Consider the following 15,844-nt stretch of genomic DNA (forward strand, 5'->3'; position numbering starts at 1 on the left):
TTTTCAGGCGCAGAAAAGGTGCCCCGGTTTTTCCAGTTTTAACCGCGCGTGGCAGCACCGGTTTTCAGGTTGTCCACATATTCGTACAAGTGGATATCAACACGTTATCCCCGTCTAATTTTCATGCTGCAGTGCTATTTTCTTGTCTGGCGGCAGGGCCGGTGCAACAGTTGGTCCATCGCAAGGGTTCTTAGGAACCGGAGCGGGACGCACAGGCCAAGGGGGTCGGAGTTGACGGAAGGCAGGTCTTAGGATTTGCGTTTCATCGCAAAGGCTTACCGGGAACAGGTCGGTCGCGAGGGGTCTTCGGGCTCATGGCGAAGGATCGGTTTTTCATAAGGGTTGTGCGGGTCGTGTGGGGGCCCTCGGGTCTCATGCGGCGGCACCGGTCCTTCGGGATCGGGGCAAACGGTCAGGTGTACTTTTCGGAGGAAGCCAGGCCACTAAGGCGTCAGGGGTATCCGTCTGGATGCATGCGAAGACCGCGTCTGAGCACCTGACGCCTTTTCCTTTTTCAGGTCGGGATCATACAGGCCACCACTCGTAACCCATTGAAAAGAAACGGGGATCAACTGCATGAGCAGTCAATCCCCGTCGTCAGCGTCTGCTGATGCATTACCGCGTCCATGCACCTGTGATGCCATGGCTACCCGGTTTGCGGGACTGGTACAACCACATATTGCGGGCCATGCGGTTTTGGTGACCATATTTTGTTGAATGAGGCGTCAGGGCAACAGGCCGTCCGGTTGCCCGGAGCCGGGGTCAGAATTTCTTCTGAATATCCTCGGCCACATCCTCGATTGCGTCCCCGGCCTTCTGTACATCACGCCCCGCCCCCTTGGCGGTCTCGCAAGCGGCCAATGAAATAAGGGCAATGCCAACCAAAATCGCGCGGATCATGCTGCTCTCCGTTTCTTCTGTTTGCCGATCCCGTAGCACCTCTTGTACAACAAATCCAGCTTTGTCGCGCTGCCGTCACTTCTGTCGAAACAACGGCGCAAACAAAGCTGTCAAAATGAACAAAAGCGCCGCAGCACAAACAATACTAGGCCCCGCCGGAGCATCACCAAGATAAGCTGCGCCTAGCCCACCCACGGCAGCCATACCGCCGAGGAGAGCTGCGGTCATGGCCATGGCCTCTGGCGTTCTGACCAAGGGCCGTGCACCCGCTGCCGGGATGACAAGCAAAGCGGCGATCAACAAGACCCCAACGACCTTTATTGCAACAGCAACCGTCAGGGCGAGGGAAAGCGTCAGCCACAGCTCCTCACGCCTTGGATTCACACCCGAAGCGCGGGCGAGGTCCGGGTTTAGCGTGGACACCAGCAGAGCAGACCAGCGCCATGCGGTTCCTCCGACGATCAGTATTGCCCCGCCCCATATAGCGGCGAGGTCGGCGCGGGTTACGGCGAGAATGTCGCCGAACAGGAACGCGCTAAGGTCCAGGCGGACATCCGAAAGCAAGGTCACCGCTACCATTCCCGCTGCCAGCGCGGTATGGGCCATAACTCCCAGCAACGTGTCCATCGCGTATCCGCGGCCGCGGAAAGCAGTAATTGCAAGGCCCATTGCAAGCGCCGCCGCGATCACTGAGGGTAAAAGTGGTAAAGAAAAGCTGAGCGCAAGCGCCACGCCCAGGATCGCGGCATGGGCCGTTGCTTCTCCAAAATAGGCCATCCGGCGCCAGACAACGAAACAGCCCAAGGGGGCGGTCGCGACTGCGACGCCCAATCCGGCGAGAGTTGCGCGAACCATGAAATCATCGAGCATCAGTGCGTCTCATCATGCGAGTGCGGGTGGTCGTGATCATGCGAGTGGCTGTGCTCGTGCCGATAAAGTGCCATGGTTCCCTTGGTGCCACTTCCGAAAAGCGCGCGGTATTCCGGCGCGTCGGCAACCATCCGCGGAGAACCTTCGCAGCAGATATGGCCATTCAAGCACAGAACGCGGTCTGATGCGGCCATGACGACATGGAGATCATGACTGACCATCAAAATCGCGCATCCCAAATCGTGCCGAACCTGCTCGATCTGCTCATAGAACGCGGCGGAACCGGGTTGATCCAGGCCTTGTGTTGCTTCATCCAACAGCAACAGTTGCGGCCTTTCCAGCAGGGCGCGCGCCAAAAGAACACGCTGGAACTGGCCGCCGGAAAGATCTGCCATCTGGCGGTGTCGGATGTCCGAAACTCCGGCTCGTTCAAGCGCATCCAAAGCTATCGTGGACGCGATGCGCCGGGGCAGGCTCAGGAAGCGCTCTACGGTCATCGGCAGGGCCGCATCCAACGCAAGTTTTTGGGGTACATATCCGATGCGCAGCCCAGGTGCCCGGACAATGTGTCCTTGCGCCAGGGGTACCGCGCCAATCAAGGCCCTCAGAAAGGTGGATTTGCCCGACCCGTTTGGTCCCACGATGGTGACGATTTCACCCGCCGAAATTGCGACGTCGATATTGTCAAGGATCGTGCGGCCCTCCAACTCGATCCTGACGCCCTCGGCGGCAATGACCGGAGGGCTCATGCCACACCTGTTGCGCAAGTGGGGCAAAGACCCTCGGCTTCGACAACGACACGTTCGATGACAAACCCGGTCTTGTCCGCAGCGGTACCCAACCGGCCTTGTTTCAGTTCCGTTTCAGCTTCGGCTACAGCCTTGCATTCTCGGCAGATCAGAAAGGCCGGGATGTGGTCATGGGTGGGGTGGGCACAGGCGGTGTAGGCGTTCAACTGTTCGATTCGGTGGACGAAGCCGTTTTGCACAAGGAAATCCAGTGCCCGATACGCGACTGGCGGTTGCGAACCCAACCTCTCAGACGCGAGGATTTCGAGGATGTCATAGGCCCCCATCGCACGGTGCTTTTCCAGCAGGATTTCCAGTACGCGACGCCTGACGGGGGTCAGTTGTAATTTTTGTTGCCGGCATTTCGCTTCCGCTTCATGCAACGCGGTCGCAATGCAGGTGCCGTGATCGTGGTTGTGAAATCCTATGGCGGTCAAGGGGCTCTCCGTCATTTTAGTGGTTGATATGTTATAACGTCGGAACTATCAAGCTGACCTGAATGTAATAACATATCAACTGAGGCGCCATGTTTAGATTCCCGATCCTGGTGACGTTGCCCTTCTATGCCGGTTCCGTAGCGGCTGAAGTGCCGGTCGTCGCAACGGACATAGCACCGGTTCATTCTTTGGTTGCGCAGGTTATGGAAGGCGTAGGAGAGCCAAAACTGATCATCCGCCCCGGAGTATCGCCTCATGCCTATGCGCTGCGCCCGTCAGAGGCGCGTGTGCTGCAGTCGGCAGATCTGGTGATCTGGATCGGAGAGAGCCTGACGCCCTGGATGGAGAAACCATTGGCGGCACTGGCAGGTGATGCGGAGCAACTGGAATTGCTGGAAATGGATGGAACCATCCTGCACGAGCTTCGCGAGGCGCACGAAGAAGATGACGGGCATGGTCACGAAGGGATAGACCCCCATGCCTGGCTGGATCCGCGTAATGCGCAGGTTTGGGTGGACCACATCGCCAGAGCGTTGGCCGAGGCCGATCCGGAAAACGCGGAGACATATCAGCGTAACTCGGCGGTGGCCAAAAAACGGTTGATACAATTGGAGACGGATATTTCCTTGCATCTTGCCCCGATGCAGGATCGCCCATTTGTGACGTATCACGATGCTTATCAGTATTTCGAACAACGGTTCTCGCTCAACCACACCGGATCGATCACCCTCGGAGACGCCGGTTCTCCCGGCCCCGCGCACCTGGCGGAAGTTCGGGAACATGTGCAAGGAAATTCCGTGACTTGCGTATTTTCCGAGCCCCAATTTGACACACGGTTGGTGGATGCCGTGGCCGAGGAAGCTGAGGTGAGTGTGTATATCCTCGACCCGTTGGGAACAAAGCTTGAACCCGGCGTGGGGATGTATTCCGCTATTCTGAACCAGATGAAAGACAGTTTTTTTGCTTGCGCCAATGGCAACTGACTGGCTGTCAGGCGATCCGGAAACCTTCGATCAACTGCCGCAGTCCAAGCGCTGCCCCTGCGAAGATCGCGGCAAACGTGACCGGTGCGCTGAGTGACAGCACGCTGAACGCGGACATGCCTTGACCGACGGTACAGCCGATTGCCAGCACCGCTCCGATCCCCATGATTGCGGCACCGAGAATTTGCCTGCGCAACTCACGCGGATCTTCACAGGCTTCCCACCTGAAATGGCCCCGGATCATCGATCCAATCAACGCACCGGTCCAGACACCCGCCACCGATCCCACAGCAAAGGAGAGGGGGCGCAAACTGCCGGTCATGGCGAAGAGAATTGTTTCCCCAAGAGGGGCCGAGAAACTGTGTGAAACGACGGGAAGTGCCTCGAACCCGTGCTGAGTAACCCAGAAAGTTCCGGCCCAGCCGGACACAATGGCAAGCGCCACAATCAAAGACCAAAAGATGGATTTCGGGTTTTGCCGCAGCGACGGCGCCCACAGGGCGGCGATGCAAATCGCTGCACCCATCGCTAGACCGATGGTATTTGACGGCAGACCAGTCGCGTTGGCTGCGTGATGGGCAAGGCCGGGCAGGGTTTCACCAGACACCGGGATTTGGGGGAACAGGAAGTTTCGGATCGGGGCCAGTGGGCCGCTAAGTGTGACATAGGTAAATACCCCCATGACCAGCACGATAACAAAGGCGCGCAAGTCACCCCCGCCCAACCGCGCAATCGCGCCGAAACCGCAATTGCCGGACAGCGCCATGCCGTATCCGAACATCAGACCGCCGACAATGGACGCCAAAGGATTCCAACGGATAGACAGGTAGTAGCTGTTGCCAGGGTCAAAAAGACCGAGTGCGGCCAGAGCAAAACTTCCCATCACGGCGCTGCCGATGGCCAGTGCCCACATCCGCAGTCGCAGGTCAGAGCCGCCATAGAGCAGGTCTTCAATGGCGCCCAGTGTGCAAAACCGCCCCAATCGGGCGGCCAGACCCAACAGAATGCCGCCGCCGAAACCGATAGCGGTGACGATTTGATGGTCGGTCAGTAACTCGAACATGGACCATCTCCCCTTGATCGCATGTGGAATTGACTTGGAGCATGCAGAAATAGCCCGGCCACCGCAAGCGGTCACAAAAGCTGGGTGCGCTGGCAGAAACCGAGTTTTTCAGTCAGTGTCTTTGCAAAAAAGGTCATAAACCGTTTCCAGCATGCGCCGGGGGCGGTCGTCAGCAAGACGGTAATAGATTGCCTTGCCATCGCGGCGCGGTACAACCAGCCCTTCAAGCCTCAAGCGCGACAATTGCTGAGAGACTGCTGCCTGACGGGCCGCGAGCAACTCTTCCAGTTCCGTGACGGATTTCTCGCCGGACACCAGATGGCACAGGATCATCAGCCGCCCCTCGTGGCTGATTGCCTTTAGAAAATTCGACGCCTTGGTCGCATTATCGACCATCTTGTCGAGTTCGTCTTCGGCCATATCGCTTGAAAACTTTGGCAGCGCCATCTTTCGAGTTCCCTACATTCCCAGTGGACGCTTCGAGCGGCTCCCCTCCGCCTCGGTCCAGTGGTCAAATCCGTTACACTTCTTGTCCAGACATTTCCAGCTACAAGTCCAATATTGTTGCAAATGCGCGACCGTTCGGGCTCACCCACCTGCCAGGGATGCGATTCGGAACTCCGTGTACTCGACCAGCAACCGTTCAAGCAGCGGCCAGAAGAAATCTTCACCAGGGTATCCTTCGAGCCGCGCCAATTCGCGGCCTTGGTCGACCAACAAAAAGGTGGGGGTAAAGGACACGGGGCGATTGATCTGCAACTCATCAGTCACGGTGCGGATGTCGATACGGCGCAATGGAGCAAACTTGCCCTCGTGCGTTTTTGGATAGATCGGCGCGATTTCGGCGTCCCAACGGGCGCACCAACTACACCCTTTCTGTTCGACCATCACCAACTCAGCGGCCGCTGCGGGAAGGACCCACAGCAGAGCAAAAGCAATCGAAAGCAAGAGGCGGCGTATCAGCATGTGCAGTTGTTGACCTGATCTTTCCCATAATATAATTTGAATGTATGAATTTTGCAACCTGCCGTTTGGCCTGCCAATTGCTTGGATGGTGCAATGCTTGAAATTTCTCTGGTCGGAGCATTGACCGCAGGATTGCTCAGCTTTTTTACGCCCTGCATTCTGCCAATGGTCCCGTTTTACCTGTCCTATCTTGGTGGATTGAGCATTGCAGAGTTGCGCGGCGATGGCAGGATTGCCTCTGGCGCGCAGAAGAGGCTGCTTGTTTCTGCTCTGATGTTTGCCCTTGGCGTGACGACTATATTCATGCTGCTGGGGATGGGGGCCACTGCGCTGGGCAAGCTGTTTGGGCAGCACATCGACGCGCTGTCTTATATTGCAGCGGCGGTTCTACTGGTATTCGGCCTGCATTTTCTAGGAATAATCCGAGTTCCCTTTCTCTATCGCGAGGCAAGGCTGGAAAGCTCGGCCGAGGCGTCCACTGTGTTCGGGGCCTATCTGATGGGGCTGGCCTTTGGGTTCGGCTGGACGCCCTGCGTGGGGCCAGCACTGGCATCGATCCTGATGATTGCCTCGGGGATGGGGGATATTTGGCGCGGCGCGCTTTTGTTGTTCGTCTACGGAGCGGGCATGACGGCGCCATTTGTAATCGCCGCGTTGTTCGCCAAACCGTTTCTGGCATGGGTGCAGCGTCACCGCGCCGCGTTTGCCTGGGTCGAAAAGGCGATGGGCGCGATGCTGATCCTGTTTGCTGTGCTGATTGCAACCGGCGGGGTCAATTTGATCGCCGATGCAATGATCCGGTGGGTTCCAGGATTTGCCAGCATAGGTTGAATTAATAGGAGAGAGAAATGACAAGACTGGTTGCCGTGTTTTTTGCCGCCCTGCTTGCTGTACCCGTGTTGAGTGCTGAACTGGGTGATGACGGTCTGCATAAGGCAGACTGGATGCGGGATACATTCAAGGACCTGAGCGAGGATTTTGCCGAGGCCCAGTCCGAAGGAAAGCGCTTGCTGCTGCTGGTAGAGCAGCGCGGGTGTCTGTATTGCAAGGATATGCACGACAATACTTTCCCCGACCCGCGGGTGATGGCGATGTTGGAGGACACCTATTTCCCGGTGCAGATCAACCTGCATGGAGATACCGAAATCGTCGATGTCGATGGTGAGGTTTTGTCGGAAAAACAGGCAACCCGCCGATGGGGCGTTTTGTTCACGCCCACAATGATCTTTTTGCCAGTCGAGATGGACGCCGAACGCTCGGCAGCGGAACAGGCGGTTGCCGTTATGCCCGGGGCGTTTTCTCCGGGAACCACGCTGGATCTTTTGACCTGGGTTGCCGAGGAGCGCTATCTGGATCAGTCCGAGGAAGATTTCCAGCGCTATCACGCCCGCATGATTCGTGAACGAAACGATGGTGATACACGCTGAGATGCGCGGGCTGAAAGAACTCTGTACAGAATTTTCAATCGAATTCACGGCTGAGGCGTGAAATAAAACAAAAAATTCACAAACATGAATTTGTTGTTGCGTTCCATCTGTTCGGTGGCCTACGGTATGCAAAGCGAGTTTCGCCGCGCCCTGCGCGGCAGCCAAGGGGAGGACACATGAAAACTGCTTCACTGACATTGGCCGCAATTGTGGTTGCAGGCGCCGCGCTTGCAGAAACCGGCCCCAACGACGTTGCTTTCACAGAGGATGGCGCTGTCGAGGCTTCGTTGACCGGAAAGCCCGGCGACGCGTCCAACGGTGCGATGGTAGTAGGCGAAAAATCCATGGGAAATTGCGTTGCCTGCCATCAGGTTTCAGCCCTGCCCGACGTGCCTTTCCAAGGTGAAGTTGGCCCGTCGCTTGACGGCGTAGGGGATCGTTGGACCGAAGCCGAGCTTCGCGGTCTCGTCTCAAATGCGAAGATGACCTTCGAAGGAACGGTCATGCCTGCTTTCTATAAAACGGACGGCTTCGTTCGGCCAGGTGACGCCTATACGGGCAATGCGCCAGAAGGGCCGCTGCCGCCTATCCTGGCCGCGCAGGATATCGAGGATGTGGTCGCATTCCTGGCGACCCTGAAGGAAGAGTGAGGCGCGTCGCCTGTGTCTTTCAGCATGCAAAGGAGAATAACGATGGAATTCACACGTCGTGACACCTTGGGCCTTGCCCTAGGCGCAGCGGCCCTTTCGGTCCTCCCGTTCCGCGCAAATGCGGCGGCCGAGGATTTGATTGCGGAATTCACCGGAGGCGTCGAACTTGCGGATGCCGGAGTAACCCTGACCGCACCGGAAATCGCAGAGAATGGCAATACCGTTCCGATCGAGGTGTCGGCGCCGGGCGCATCGGCGATCATGGTTCTGGCTACCGGCAATCCGACACCGGGCGTGGCGACCTTCAACTTTGGGCCATTGGCCGGGGCGCAAGCGGCATCTACGCGCATCCGTCTGGCGGAAACGCAGGATGTTGTTGCAATCGCCAAACTGGCCGACGGCTCATTCGCCAAGGCCAGCGCGACCGTGAAAGTGACCATCGGGGGGTGCGGCGGTTGATTGCCGTCCATCCGATAAACAGGAGAATTCACAATGGCATCTGGTGTTAAACCCCGCGTCAAGGTCCCGAAAAGCGCGGCTGCGGGCGAAGCAGTGACAATCAAGACTCTGATCAGCCACAAGATGGAAAGTGGTCAGCGGAAGGACAAAGAAGGCAACGTCATTCCGCGTTCGATCATCAACCGCTTCACCTGCGAGTTCAACGGGCAGCTTGTGATTGACGTTAAAATGGAACCGGCAATCTCGACCAATCCGTATTTCCAGTTCGAGGCGACCGTGCCGGAGGCAGGGGAGTTTGCCTTTACCTGGCATGACGATGACGGCTCGGTCTACGACGAGAAAAAGTCGATCGCCATCGCCTGATACATGGCGCGAGAACAATGGCCATGCCGCACGGAACCGGCGCGGCCGACCACCCAAGGGAGGATATTGAATGAATTTCAAGGCAATGAGTGCGATTGCCGCATTGGTCGCCGCGCCGCTGGCAGCGGGTGCCGGTCCTGACGAGGACAACCTCGTTGTGAATGGCGAGATCGAGATGGTCACAAAAACTGCAGCTCCGGCGCATCTTTCCGATGCAATGGATGAGATTTATTCGGGTTGGCGTTTTCGTTCGGATGAAACTCAGGCGCTTCAGATGGATGATTTTGACAATCCCGCAATGGTGTTTGTGGATCAGGCGCAGGAAGCGTGGGACACGGTCGAAGGAAGCGAAGGCAAATCCTGTGCGTCCTGTCATGGAGCTGTCGAAGAGAGCATGGCCGGTGTGCGGGCCGTGTATCCAAAGTGGAATGAAAAAGCAGGCGAAGTCCGCACTCTGGTGATGCAGGTGAATGATTGCCGCGAGAACCAGATGGGGGCGGAAAAATGGAAGTATGACGGCGGAGAAATGACCGCTATGGAAGCTCTGATTTCTGTGCAATCCCGAGGAATGCCGGTCAACGTGGCCATCGACGGCCCCGCCCGGGAAACCTGGGAGAAGGGCAAGGAAGTATACTATACGCGGTACGGCCAGCTGGAGTTGAGTTGCGCCAATTGCCACGAACAAAACTATGGCAACATGATCCGTGCCGACCACCTGAGTCAGGGGCAAATCAACGGGTTCCCGACCTATCGGTTAAAAAATGCCAAGTTGAACAATGCACACGCACGCTTCAAGGGTTGTGTGCGTGACACCCGTGCCGAGACCTTCAAACCGGGTAGCGATGAGTTCGTCGCTCTGGAGCTTTACGTTGCTTCGCGCGGCAATGGCTTGTCGGTCGAAGGTCCGTCTGTCCGTAACTGAAACCGAAAAACCCCGCGTCATTGTACGCGGGGTTTTTCCGTATCAACAAATTCAATAAAGCGAATGCAATCAATATTTATAGGGAAAGTTGGTCCAGATGATCTCGCGTCGTGATTTTCTTCAGGTCTCAATGGCGGCTTCGGCCCTTGTGGGGGCGTCGGGTTTCGGCAACTGGGCCCGACTGGCCGCGCAGCAAAGCCTGACGCAGGACCAGTTGTTGGAGTTCGAAACCTACGGAAACATCAGCCTGATCCATGTCACGGACATTCATGGCCAGCTGAAGCCGATATATTTCCGTGAACCCGAAATCAACCTGGGCGTTGGAGAAAACAAGGGATACGTGCCTCACATTACCGGCGCAGATTTCCGCAAGACCTACGGGATCGTAGATGGAAGCGCGTCGGCTTATGCCCTGACGTATGATGATTTTTCGGCGCTATCCAAGGCCTATGGTCGCGTGGGTGGCATGGATCGTGTCGCTACTGTCATCAACGCCATTCGCGCCGATCGACCTGATGCTCTTCTGCTTGATGGCGGGGACACATGGCACGGATCTTACACGTGCTTCCAGACCGAGGGTCAGGACATGGTCAACGTCATGAACGCCTTAAAGCCCGATGCCATGACCTTCCATTGGGAGTTCACTTTGGGCAGCGAGCGGGTGAACGAGATTGTCGAAAGCCTGCCTTTTGCCGCACTGGGACAGAACATATTCGATGCCGAATGGGACGAACCGGCCGAGTTGTTTAAGCCCTACAAGTTCTTCGAACGTGGCGGGGCCAAGATAGCCGTAATCGGGCAGGCTTTCCCCTATATGCCCATTGCCAACCCACGCTGGATGTTTCCCGAGTATTCGTTCGGCATACGCGATGAAAACATGCAGGCCACGGTGGACGAGGTTCGCGCCGACGGCGCCGACGTGGTGGTCGTGTTGTCCCACAACGGCTTTGACGTCGACAAGAAGATGGCGGGCAAAGTGCAGGGGATCGACGTGATCCTGTCAGGCCACACGCATGATGCGCTTCCCGACCCGGTGCTGGTCGAAAAGACCCATATCATCGCGAGCGGATCGAATGGCAAGTTCGTCAGCCGGGTAGACATGGATGTGCGCGATGGCCAGTTGATGGGACTGCGCCACAAACTGATTCCAGTCTTTTCAAACGTAATTGCGCCCGACCCGGCGATGACGGCGCTGATCGAAGAACAGCGCGCACCGTTTGCTGCCGATCTGGCCGAGGTGATTGGCAAGACCGACTCGCTGCTTTTCCGGCGCGGCAATTTCAACGGCACCTGGGACGATCTGATCTGCGACGCGCTGATCTCGGAACGAGAGGCCGATATCGCCATGTCCCCCGGCGTTCGTTGGGGGCCGAGCCTTGTTCCCGGCGACGATATCACCCGCGAAGATATCTGGAACGTCACCTCGATGAGTTACGGGCAGGCCTATCGGTCAGAGATGACTGGCGAGTTTATCAAGGTCATCCTCGAAGACGTGGCCGACAACATCTTCAACCCTGACCCATATTACCAGCAGGGCGGCGATATGGTGCGGATCGGTGGGATGGGGTACCGGATCGACATCAACAAACCGCAGGGCGAGCGCATCAGTGAAATGACGCTACTCAAGACCGGTGAGGCGATCGATCCAGCCAAAACTTATGTCGTCGCCGGATGGGCCAGCGTCAACGAAGGCACCGAAGGTCCGATGATATGGGACGTGGTAGAGAGCCACATCCGCAAGCAGGAAACCGTCACGGTCAACCCCAAAAACTCGGTCAATGTCGTGGGTGCCTGAGCGCCCGCCAGCTCATTTACGCACCCAAGACAACAGGTGTGATGAAGTTTAAGGAGGCAAGTTTGAGATGAGTGAGAACTTCCTAAAAAACGCCCCGTCCCGCCGTCAGTTTCTTACCGGCGCTGCTGCTGCCGGGGCAGGGGCGTTTTCTGCGGGTGTGGTGCAGGCGGCAGAGCCTGACCCGCTGATCACGGAAATTCAGGAATGGGCGCGCTCGACAGGTGAAGGCGTGGATGTCACCCCATACGGATTGCCTATACAGTTTGAATCTGACGTCGTGCGCCGGAACGTGGAATGGCTGACGGCGGATACGATCAGTTCCATCAATTTCACTCCGATCCATGCCCTTGACGGCACCATAACGCCTCAAGGATGCGCGTTTGAACGCCACCATTCCGGTGCCATCGAGTTGAGCAAGCAGGACTACCGGCTGATGATCAACGGTCTGGTGGATACACCACTGGTATTCACCTATGCCGACCTGGAACGGTTTCCGCGCGAAAACCACGTCTATTTCTGTGAATGTGCCGCCAATACCGGGATGGAATGGGCCGGTGCGCAACTGAATGGCGCGCAGTTCACTCATGGCATGATACACAACATGGAGTACTCCGGTGTGCCGTTGCGCACCTTGCTGGAAGAGGCCGGAGTGAAGCTGGAAGGCAAGTGGGTCTATGTCGAAGGTGCGGACGCCAGTTCGAACGGTCGGTCGATCCCGCTGGATAAGGCTATGGATGACGTATTGGTGGCGTTCAAGGCCAATGGCGAAGCGCTGCGCAAAGAACACGGCTATCCTGTCCGTCTTGTGGTTCCCGGCTGGGAAGGGAACATGTGGATCAAGTGGCTGCGCCGGGTCGAAGTGACAGAAGGTCCAGTGGAAAGTCGCGAAGAAACCTCTAAATACACCGATACTCTGGCCAATGGGATCAGCCGCAAATGGACCTGGGTGATGGACGCCAAATCCGTAGTCACGTCGCCGAGTCCGCAGGCGCCGATTACCCATGGTCCGGGGCCCTTGGTGATCACCGGATTGGCTTGGTCGGGCCGAGGCGCGATCACGGGTGTTGATGTGTCGCTTGACGGTGGCAAGAACTGGATGCCCGCTCGTCTGGCCGCGCCGGGCACCGACAAGGCGCTGACGCGGTTCTATCTCGACTATAACTGGGATGGTTCTGAAATGTTGCTGCAAGCGCGCGCCAAAGATTCGACCGGATATGTGCAACCCAGCAAGGCGCAATTACGCGAGGTGCGGGGCGAAAACTCGATCTACCACAACAATTGCATCCAGACCTGGTGGGTCAAGGCGAATGGGGAGGCCGAGAATGTCGAAGTTTCTTAATGTTCTTGTCGGAACCGTGCTTGGCTCTGTTTGTGTCGCCGCGCCGGTATTGGCTGGGACATATGGTCTTGGCCGCCCGGCACTGCCCGAGGAAATTGCTGCCTGGGATTTGGACGTCTCGCCAGACGGTACCGGCCTGCCTGCGGGATCCGGTTCAGTGGAAGACGGCGAAATGGTATTTGCTGACAACTGCGCTATCTGCCATGGCGATTTTGCCGAAGGCGTCGACAACTGGCCCAAGCTGGCAGGCGGTGAAGGCACTCTTGCCGACAAGGACCCGCTCAAGACAGTTGGGTCCTATTGGCCCTATCTGTCGACCGCGTGGGACTATGTCCATCGATCCATGCCATTCGGCGACGCCCAGACAATGAGCGTGGACGATACCTATGCAATAGTGGCCTACATCCTTTACTCCAACGACTTGGTCGAGGATGATTTCGTCCTGTCGAACGAGAACTTCCTTGAAGTCGAAATGCCCAATGCGAACGGGTTCATCGTCGATGATCGGGAGGAGGCCGAGGCGCATTTCTGGGACATCGAACCCTGCATGGAAAACTGCAAGGACAGCGTTGAGATCACCATGCGCGCCATGGTGCTGGATGTAACGCCTGAAGAGGAAGGTGAAGCTGTGGAAGCATCGCCGTCCGAACCGGTCGTGGATGAACCGGTTCAGGAAGCAGCCCTTGATCCGGCTTTGGTTGAACATGGTGAGAAAACATTCAAGAAATGCAAAGCCTGCCACCAGGTCGGAGAAGGTGCGCAGAACAAGGTTGGACCGGCGTTGAATGGAGTTGTCGGAGCCGCCGCTGCGAGAGCCGACGGTTTCAAGTATTCCAAGGCCCTGCAAACAGCCGCCGAGGGTGGCCTAATCTGGTCTGAGGAGGAGCTGGCGGCGTTTCTAGCCAAGCCAAAAGCTTACATGAAGGGCACCAAGATGTCCTTTGCCGGACTGAAGAAGGAAAAGGATGTCGAGGCGGTCATCGCCTATATCCAAAGCTTCGGGAACTGAACAATGCGCTGGACAGCAGTGGCATTGTTGGTCTGGGTGGTATTCAACATGTCCGCTCAGGCTGATGAAACAGCGATCGCGATCGGCGACGTCTGACGGGGCGAGCGGCTGTTCCTCCAGAAATGCGGAAGCTGCCACCAAGTGGGTGAAAACGCCGAGCACGGTGCCGAAGAAGGCACCGCCCGCATCTGAACAACGTTTTGATCGCATTATCGCCCAATTCGATGATTTCGCTTATTCCGAAGGCAACTATCGCGCACGCCGCGATTGTATGGTTCAGGGAAAAGCATGCGTCATCGTGGTCGGCGGTGGTGCAGGTGGGGCAACCACCGCGTGTTATATCGCCAAAGATTCCACGGATGCCATAGCCGTGACCCTTTCAGGAGGCGGAACGCTGAGTTATGACCGGCCGGTCCTGTCGCCCGGGACCGGTTTCGTCGGTGGTTCTGTCGAAGGCTGGGACCTGACCGCGCAGAATATCTGTGTTCTGGGTGACGCGGGCGCGCAATGTGACATGCGCAAATCCGGGTTTTCCGCCAATTCGCAGGCTAAAGTCGCGGCCATGGCTGTTCGCGCGGCGCTTACGGGTTGAAAGCCGTTCCTGGTGAAGTTCTCGAACACCTGCTGGTCGCTAATCGATACCAATGATGGGGTCAAGGTTGGCGCGACTTATGAGGCGACCGAAGAGAAATCACAAAGGACGACGGCTTTATCAGCCAGACCGGAGAAGGGGCGGAACTGCGGCGGGCCACATACGAGGAAAGCGTTGGCTGGTACGCAGGTATCACCGCGGATATGTTTGGCTAGGTCACGAACCTACGACCACGCCTTGCGAAAGGAATGCGGCGGCGCACCGTATTTGGCGCGAAACTGTCGCGACAGGTGACTGGTATTGGCAAAACCGGTAGCTGCTGCAATTTCGGCCACCGTCATGTTAGTTTCGTTGAGGTATGTAAATGCCCGGGACAGGCGCAGATCAAGATAATAGGCCATCGGCCCCTGCTGTAGATACCGCTTGAACAACCGTTCCAACTGGCGTCTCGATATGCCGAGCCGCTCGCTCAGTTCGATGCTTGAAAGAGGATCTTCAGACTCCTTTTCCATCAACTGGATCGCCTTGAGAAGCGCAGGGTTTCGGCTGCCGATGATTACGGATTGTGCCGATCGCTGCGGTGATCGGTTTCCAGATCGCATGTGAATGCACATGTCCGCGACCATGATCGCCAGTTCCACCCCATGACGCTGTTCGATCAGGGCCAGCATCATGTCAATGGCCGAGTTTCCTCCACCACACGTGGTGATGCGCCCATCAACTTCGAATATATTCGGCGTCGGTGTCAGGTTTGGAAACGCTTCGACGAAACCGGGCTGGTTTTCCCAATGCAGAGTGAATCTCCGTCCCTCAAGCAACCCTGACTTCGCCAACGCAAATGCACCCGTGCAAATTCCGCCCAGCGACCGGCCAAACCGGTATTCCTTGCGCAGCCAATTCAGGACTGCTGGCGAGTAGCTCCGTTCCGGCTCGACCCCGGCGCAGACAAATCCCAGCGCGTCAGAAGGTAGTGGTTCCAGTACTTTGTCCGGTGTAATCCGCAACCCGTTGGAACAGGTTATCGGCTCGCCGGTTTCTGTCATTGTGTGCCATGTATAAAGCTGTTTCTTGGTCAGTTGATTAGCGATGCGCAACGGTTCGATTGCTGCAGCCAAGGCAAGCATCGTGGTGCGCGGAAGCAGCAGAAAGCAGAACTTTTGCGGAGGCCCATCAAAAGCAAGTTTGAGATTGGCGGACGCTCCTTTCTGAATAAAAGGATCTCGTGACATGATTTCGACACCGGTTTTGGCGACATCAGATCGGTCTGCGCCGCGATTGTGT

General features: G+C 57.1%; 18 protein-coding genes and 1 pseudogene. 11 read left to right on the forward strand and 8 right to left on the reverse strand.

The genetic code is table 11. The features are described 5' to 3' along the window. Positions 1 to 762: 762 nt before the first annotated feature. From AC2FLX_RS06505 to AC2FLX_RS06520, 4 genes are all read right to left on the reverse strand, one after another. A complete protein-coding gene (locus tag AC2FLX_RS06505) occupies positions 763 to 900 on the reverse strand; it encodes an entericidin A/B family lipoprotein (RefSeq protein ID WP_480749087.1) in 138 nt (45 codons plus the stop codon). A gap of 75 nt (positions 901 to 975) precedes the next feature. After that, the gene (locus tag AC2FLX_RS06510) at positions 976 to 1,770 is read right to left on the reverse strand and encodes a metal ABC transporter permease (RefSeq protein WP_480749088.1); all 795 of its coding nucleotides are present in this window, start codon (positions 1,768 to 1,770) and stop codon (positions 976 to 978) included. Continuing rightward, positions 1,770 to 2,519: an ATP-binding cassette domain-containing protein gene (locus AC2FLX_RS06515; protein ID WP_496744571.1), complete on the reverse strand. Its 750-nt coding sequence runs from the start codon at positions 2,517 to 2,519 to the stop codon at positions 1,770 to 1,772. The genes AC2FLX_RS06510 and AC2FLX_RS06515 overlap by 1 nt, the downstream gene beginning before the upstream one ends. Continuing rightward, a complete protein-coding gene (locus tag AC2FLX_RS06520; protein WP_496810048.1) occupies positions 2,516 to 2,995 on the reverse strand; it encodes a Fur family transcriptional regulator in 480 nt (159 codons plus the stop codon). Before AC2FLX_RS06520 ends, AC2FLX_RS06515 begins: the two co-directional genes overlap by 4 nt. An 89-nt stretch (positions 2,996 to 3,084) precedes the next feature. On the opposite strand from AC2FLX_RS06520, the gene AC2FLX_RS06525 reads away from it, so the two are divergent. Continuing rightward, positions 3,085 to 3,978, forward strand: coding sequence for a zinc ABC transporter substrate-binding protein (locus AC2FLX_RS06525; RefSeq protein ID WP_480749091.1), 894 nt, complete (start codon positions 3,085 to 3,087; stop codon positions 3,976 to 3,978). Between the two features lie 7 nt (positions 3,979 to 3,985). On the opposite strand, the gene AC2FLX_RS06530 is transcribed toward AC2FLX_RS06525, so the two are convergent. The 3 genes from AC2FLX_RS06530 to AC2FLX_RS06540 form a co-directional block, all read right to left on the reverse strand. Beyond that, positions 3,986 to 5,041: a YeeE/YedE family protein gene (locus tag AC2FLX_RS06530; protein WP_496810047.1), complete on the reverse strand. Its 1,056-nt coding sequence runs from the start codon at positions 5,039 to 5,041 to the stop codon at positions 3,986 to 3,988. Positions 5,042 to 5,149: 108 nt separating this feature from the next. Beyond that, positions 5,150 to 5,488 (reverse strand): ArsR/SmtB family transcription factor, encoded by a 339-nt coding sequence (locus AC2FLX_RS06535; protein ID WP_480749093.1) that lies wholly within the window; start codon positions 5,486 to 5,488, stop codon positions 5,150 to 5,152. Between the two features lie 141 nt (positions 5,489 to 5,629). Further along, complete coding sequence (locus AC2FLX_RS06540) at positions 5,630 to 6,007, reverse strand: hypothetical protein (protein ID WP_480749094.1); 378 nt, start codon at positions 6,005 to 6,007, stop codon at positions 5,630 to 5,632. 93 nt (positions 6,008 to 6,100) lie between these two features. Between AC2FLX_RS06540 and AC2FLX_RS06545 the strand changes: the two genes are divergently transcribed. The 10 genes and pseudogenes from AC2FLX_RS06545 to AC2FLX_RS06590 all read left to right on the forward strand — a co-directional run. Then, on the forward strand, positions 6,101 to 6,838 hold the full coding sequence (locus AC2FLX_RS06545; RefSeq protein ID WP_496744579.1) for a cytochrome c biogenesis CcdA family protein: 738 nt from the start codon (positions 6,101 to 6,103) through the stop codon (positions 6,836 to 6,838). A 17-nt stretch (positions 6,839 to 6,855) separates the two neighbouring features. After that, positions 6,856 to 7,434 (forward strand): thioredoxin family protein, encoded by a 579-nt coding sequence (locus AC2FLX_RS06550; protein WP_496810046.1) that lies wholly within the window; start codon positions 6,856 to 6,858, stop codon positions 7,432 to 7,434. A 176-nt stretch (positions 7,435 to 7,610) separates the two neighbouring features. Next, on the forward strand, positions 7,611 to 8,084 hold the full coding sequence (soxX, locus tag AC2FLX_RS06555; RefSeq protein ID WP_496810045.1) for a sulfur oxidation c-type cytochrome SoxX: 474 nt from the start codon (positions 7,611 to 7,613) through the stop codon (positions 8,082 to 8,084). 42 nt (positions 8,085 to 8,126) lie between these two features. Next, entirely contained in the window at positions 8,127 to 8,543 is a 417-nt protein-coding gene (gene soxY / locus AC2FLX_RS06560) for a thiosulfate oxidation carrier protein SoxY (protein ID WP_496810044.1), read from the forward strand. A 33-nt stretch (positions 8,544 to 8,576) separates the two neighbouring features. Next, complete coding sequence (gene soxZ / locus AC2FLX_RS06565) at positions 8,577 to 8,906, forward strand: thiosulfate oxidation carrier complex protein SoxZ (protein ID WP_480749099.1); 330 nt, start codon at positions 8,577 to 8,579, stop codon at positions 8,904 to 8,906. A 70-nt stretch (positions 8,907 to 8,976) separates the two neighbouring features. Further along, entirely contained in the window at positions 8,977 to 9,828 is an 852-nt protein-coding gene (soxA, locus tag AC2FLX_RS06570; RefSeq protein ID WP_496810043.1) for a sulfur oxidation c-type cytochrome SoxA, read from the forward strand. Positions 9,829 to 9,925: 97 nt separating this feature from the next. Next, positions 9,926 to 11,623: a thiosulfohydrolase SoxB gene (gene soxB / locus AC2FLX_RS06575; RefSeq protein WP_496810042.1), complete on the forward strand. Its 1,698-nt coding sequence runs from the start codon at positions 9,926 to 9,928 to the stop codon at positions 11,621 to 11,623. Positions 11,624 to 11,690: 67 nt separating this feature from the next. Continuing rightward, on the forward strand, positions 11,691 to 12,962 hold the full coding sequence (gene soxC, locus AC2FLX_RS06580; protein ID WP_496810041.1) for a sulfite dehydrogenase: 1,272 nt from the start codon (positions 11,691 to 11,693) through the stop codon (positions 12,960 to 12,962). Continuing rightward, complete coding sequence (locus tag AC2FLX_RS06585) at positions 12,946 to 13,971, forward strand: c-type cytochrome (RefSeq protein ID WP_496807353.1); 1,026 nt, start codon at positions 12,946 to 12,948, stop codon at positions 13,969 to 13,971. Before soxC ends, AC2FLX_RS06585 begins: the two co-directional genes overlap by 17 nt. A gap of 475 nt (positions 13,972 to 14,446) precedes the next feature. Beyond that, positions 14,447 to 14,778 (forward strand): annotated as a pseudogene (locus AC2FLX_RS06590) (FCSD flavin-binding domain-containing protein); the annotation flags it as partial. 9 nt (positions 14,779 to 14,787) lie between these two features. Here the strand turns inward: AC2FLX_RS06590 and AC2FLX_RS06595 are convergent. Continuing rightward, positions 14,788 to 15,792, reverse strand: a complete 1,005-nt coding sequence (locus AC2FLX_RS06595; protein WP_480749104.1) for a GlxA family transcriptional regulator — start codon at positions 15,790 to 15,792, stop codon at positions 14,788 to 14,790. Positions 15,793 to 15,844 lie beyond the last annotated feature (52 nt).

Source organism: Ruegeria sp. YKSF57 (assembly GCF_059612585.1).

Coding starts and splice junctions, on each gene's coding strand:
- soxB (WP_496810042.1), top strand. CDS start 9,926: ATGATCTCGCGTCGTGATTTTCTTCAGGTCTCAATGGCGGCTTCGGCC.
- AC2FLX_RS06505 (WP_480749087.1), bottom strand. CDS start 900: ATGATCCGCGCGATTTTGGTTGGCATTGCCCTTATTTCATTGGCCGCT.
- AC2FLX_RS06525 (WP_480749091.1), top strand. CDS start 3,085: ATGTTTAGATTCCCGATCCTGGTGACGTTGCCCTTCTATGCCGGTTCC.
- AC2FLX_RS06545 (WP_496744579.1), top strand. CDS start 6,101: ATGCTTGAAATTTCTCTGGTCGGAGCATTGACCGCAGGATTGCTCAGC.
- soxC (WP_496810041.1), top strand. CDS start 11,691: ATGAGTGAGAACTTCCTAAAAAACGCCCCGTCCCGCCGTCAGTTTCTT.
- AC2FLX_RS06595 (WP_480749104.1), bottom strand. CDS start 15,792: ATGTCACGAGATCCTTTTATTCAGAAAGGAGCGTCCGCCAATCTCAAA.
- AC2FLX_RS06510 (WP_480749088.1), bottom strand. CDS start 1,770: ATGCTCGATGATTTCATGGTTCGCGCAACTCTCGCCGGATTGGGCGTC.
- AC2FLX_RS06535 (WP_480749093.1), bottom strand. CDS start 5,488: ATGGCGCTGCCAAAGTTTTCAAGCGATATGGCCGAAGACGAACTCGAC.
- AC2FLX_RS06530 (WP_496810047.1), bottom strand. CDS start 5,041: ATGTTCGAGTTACTGACCGACCATCAAATCGTCACCGCTATCGGTTTC.
- AC2FLX_RS06515 (WP_496744571.1), bottom strand. CDS start 2,519: ATGAGCCCTCCGGTCATTGCCGCCGAGGGCGTCAGGATCGAGTTGGAG.
- soxX (WP_496810045.1), top strand. CDS start 7,611: ATGAAAACTGCTTCACTGACATTGGCCGCAATTGTGGTTGCAGGCGCC.
- soxZ (WP_480749099.1), top strand. CDS start 8,577: ATGGCATCTGGTGTTAAACCCCGCGTCAAGGTCCCGAAAAGCGCGGCT.
- AC2FLX_RS06550 (WP_496810046.1), top strand. CDS start 6,856: ATGACAAGACTGGTTGCCGTGTTTTTTGCCGCCCTGCTTGCTGTACCC.
- soxA (WP_496810043.1), top strand. CDS start 8,977: ATGAATTTCAAGGCAATGAGTGCGATTGCCGCATTGGTCGCCGCGCCG.
- soxY (WP_496810044.1), top strand. CDS start 8,127: ATGGAATTCACACGTCGTGACACCTTGGGCCTTGCCCTAGGCGCAGCG.
- AC2FLX_RS06540 (WP_480749094.1), bottom strand. CDS start 6,007: ATGCTGATACGCCGCCTCTTGCTTTCGATTGCTTTTGCTCTGCTGTGG.
- AC2FLX_RS06585 (WP_496807353.1), top strand. CDS start 12,946: ATGTCGAAGTTTCTTAATGTTCTTGTCGGAACCGTGCTTGGCTCTGTT.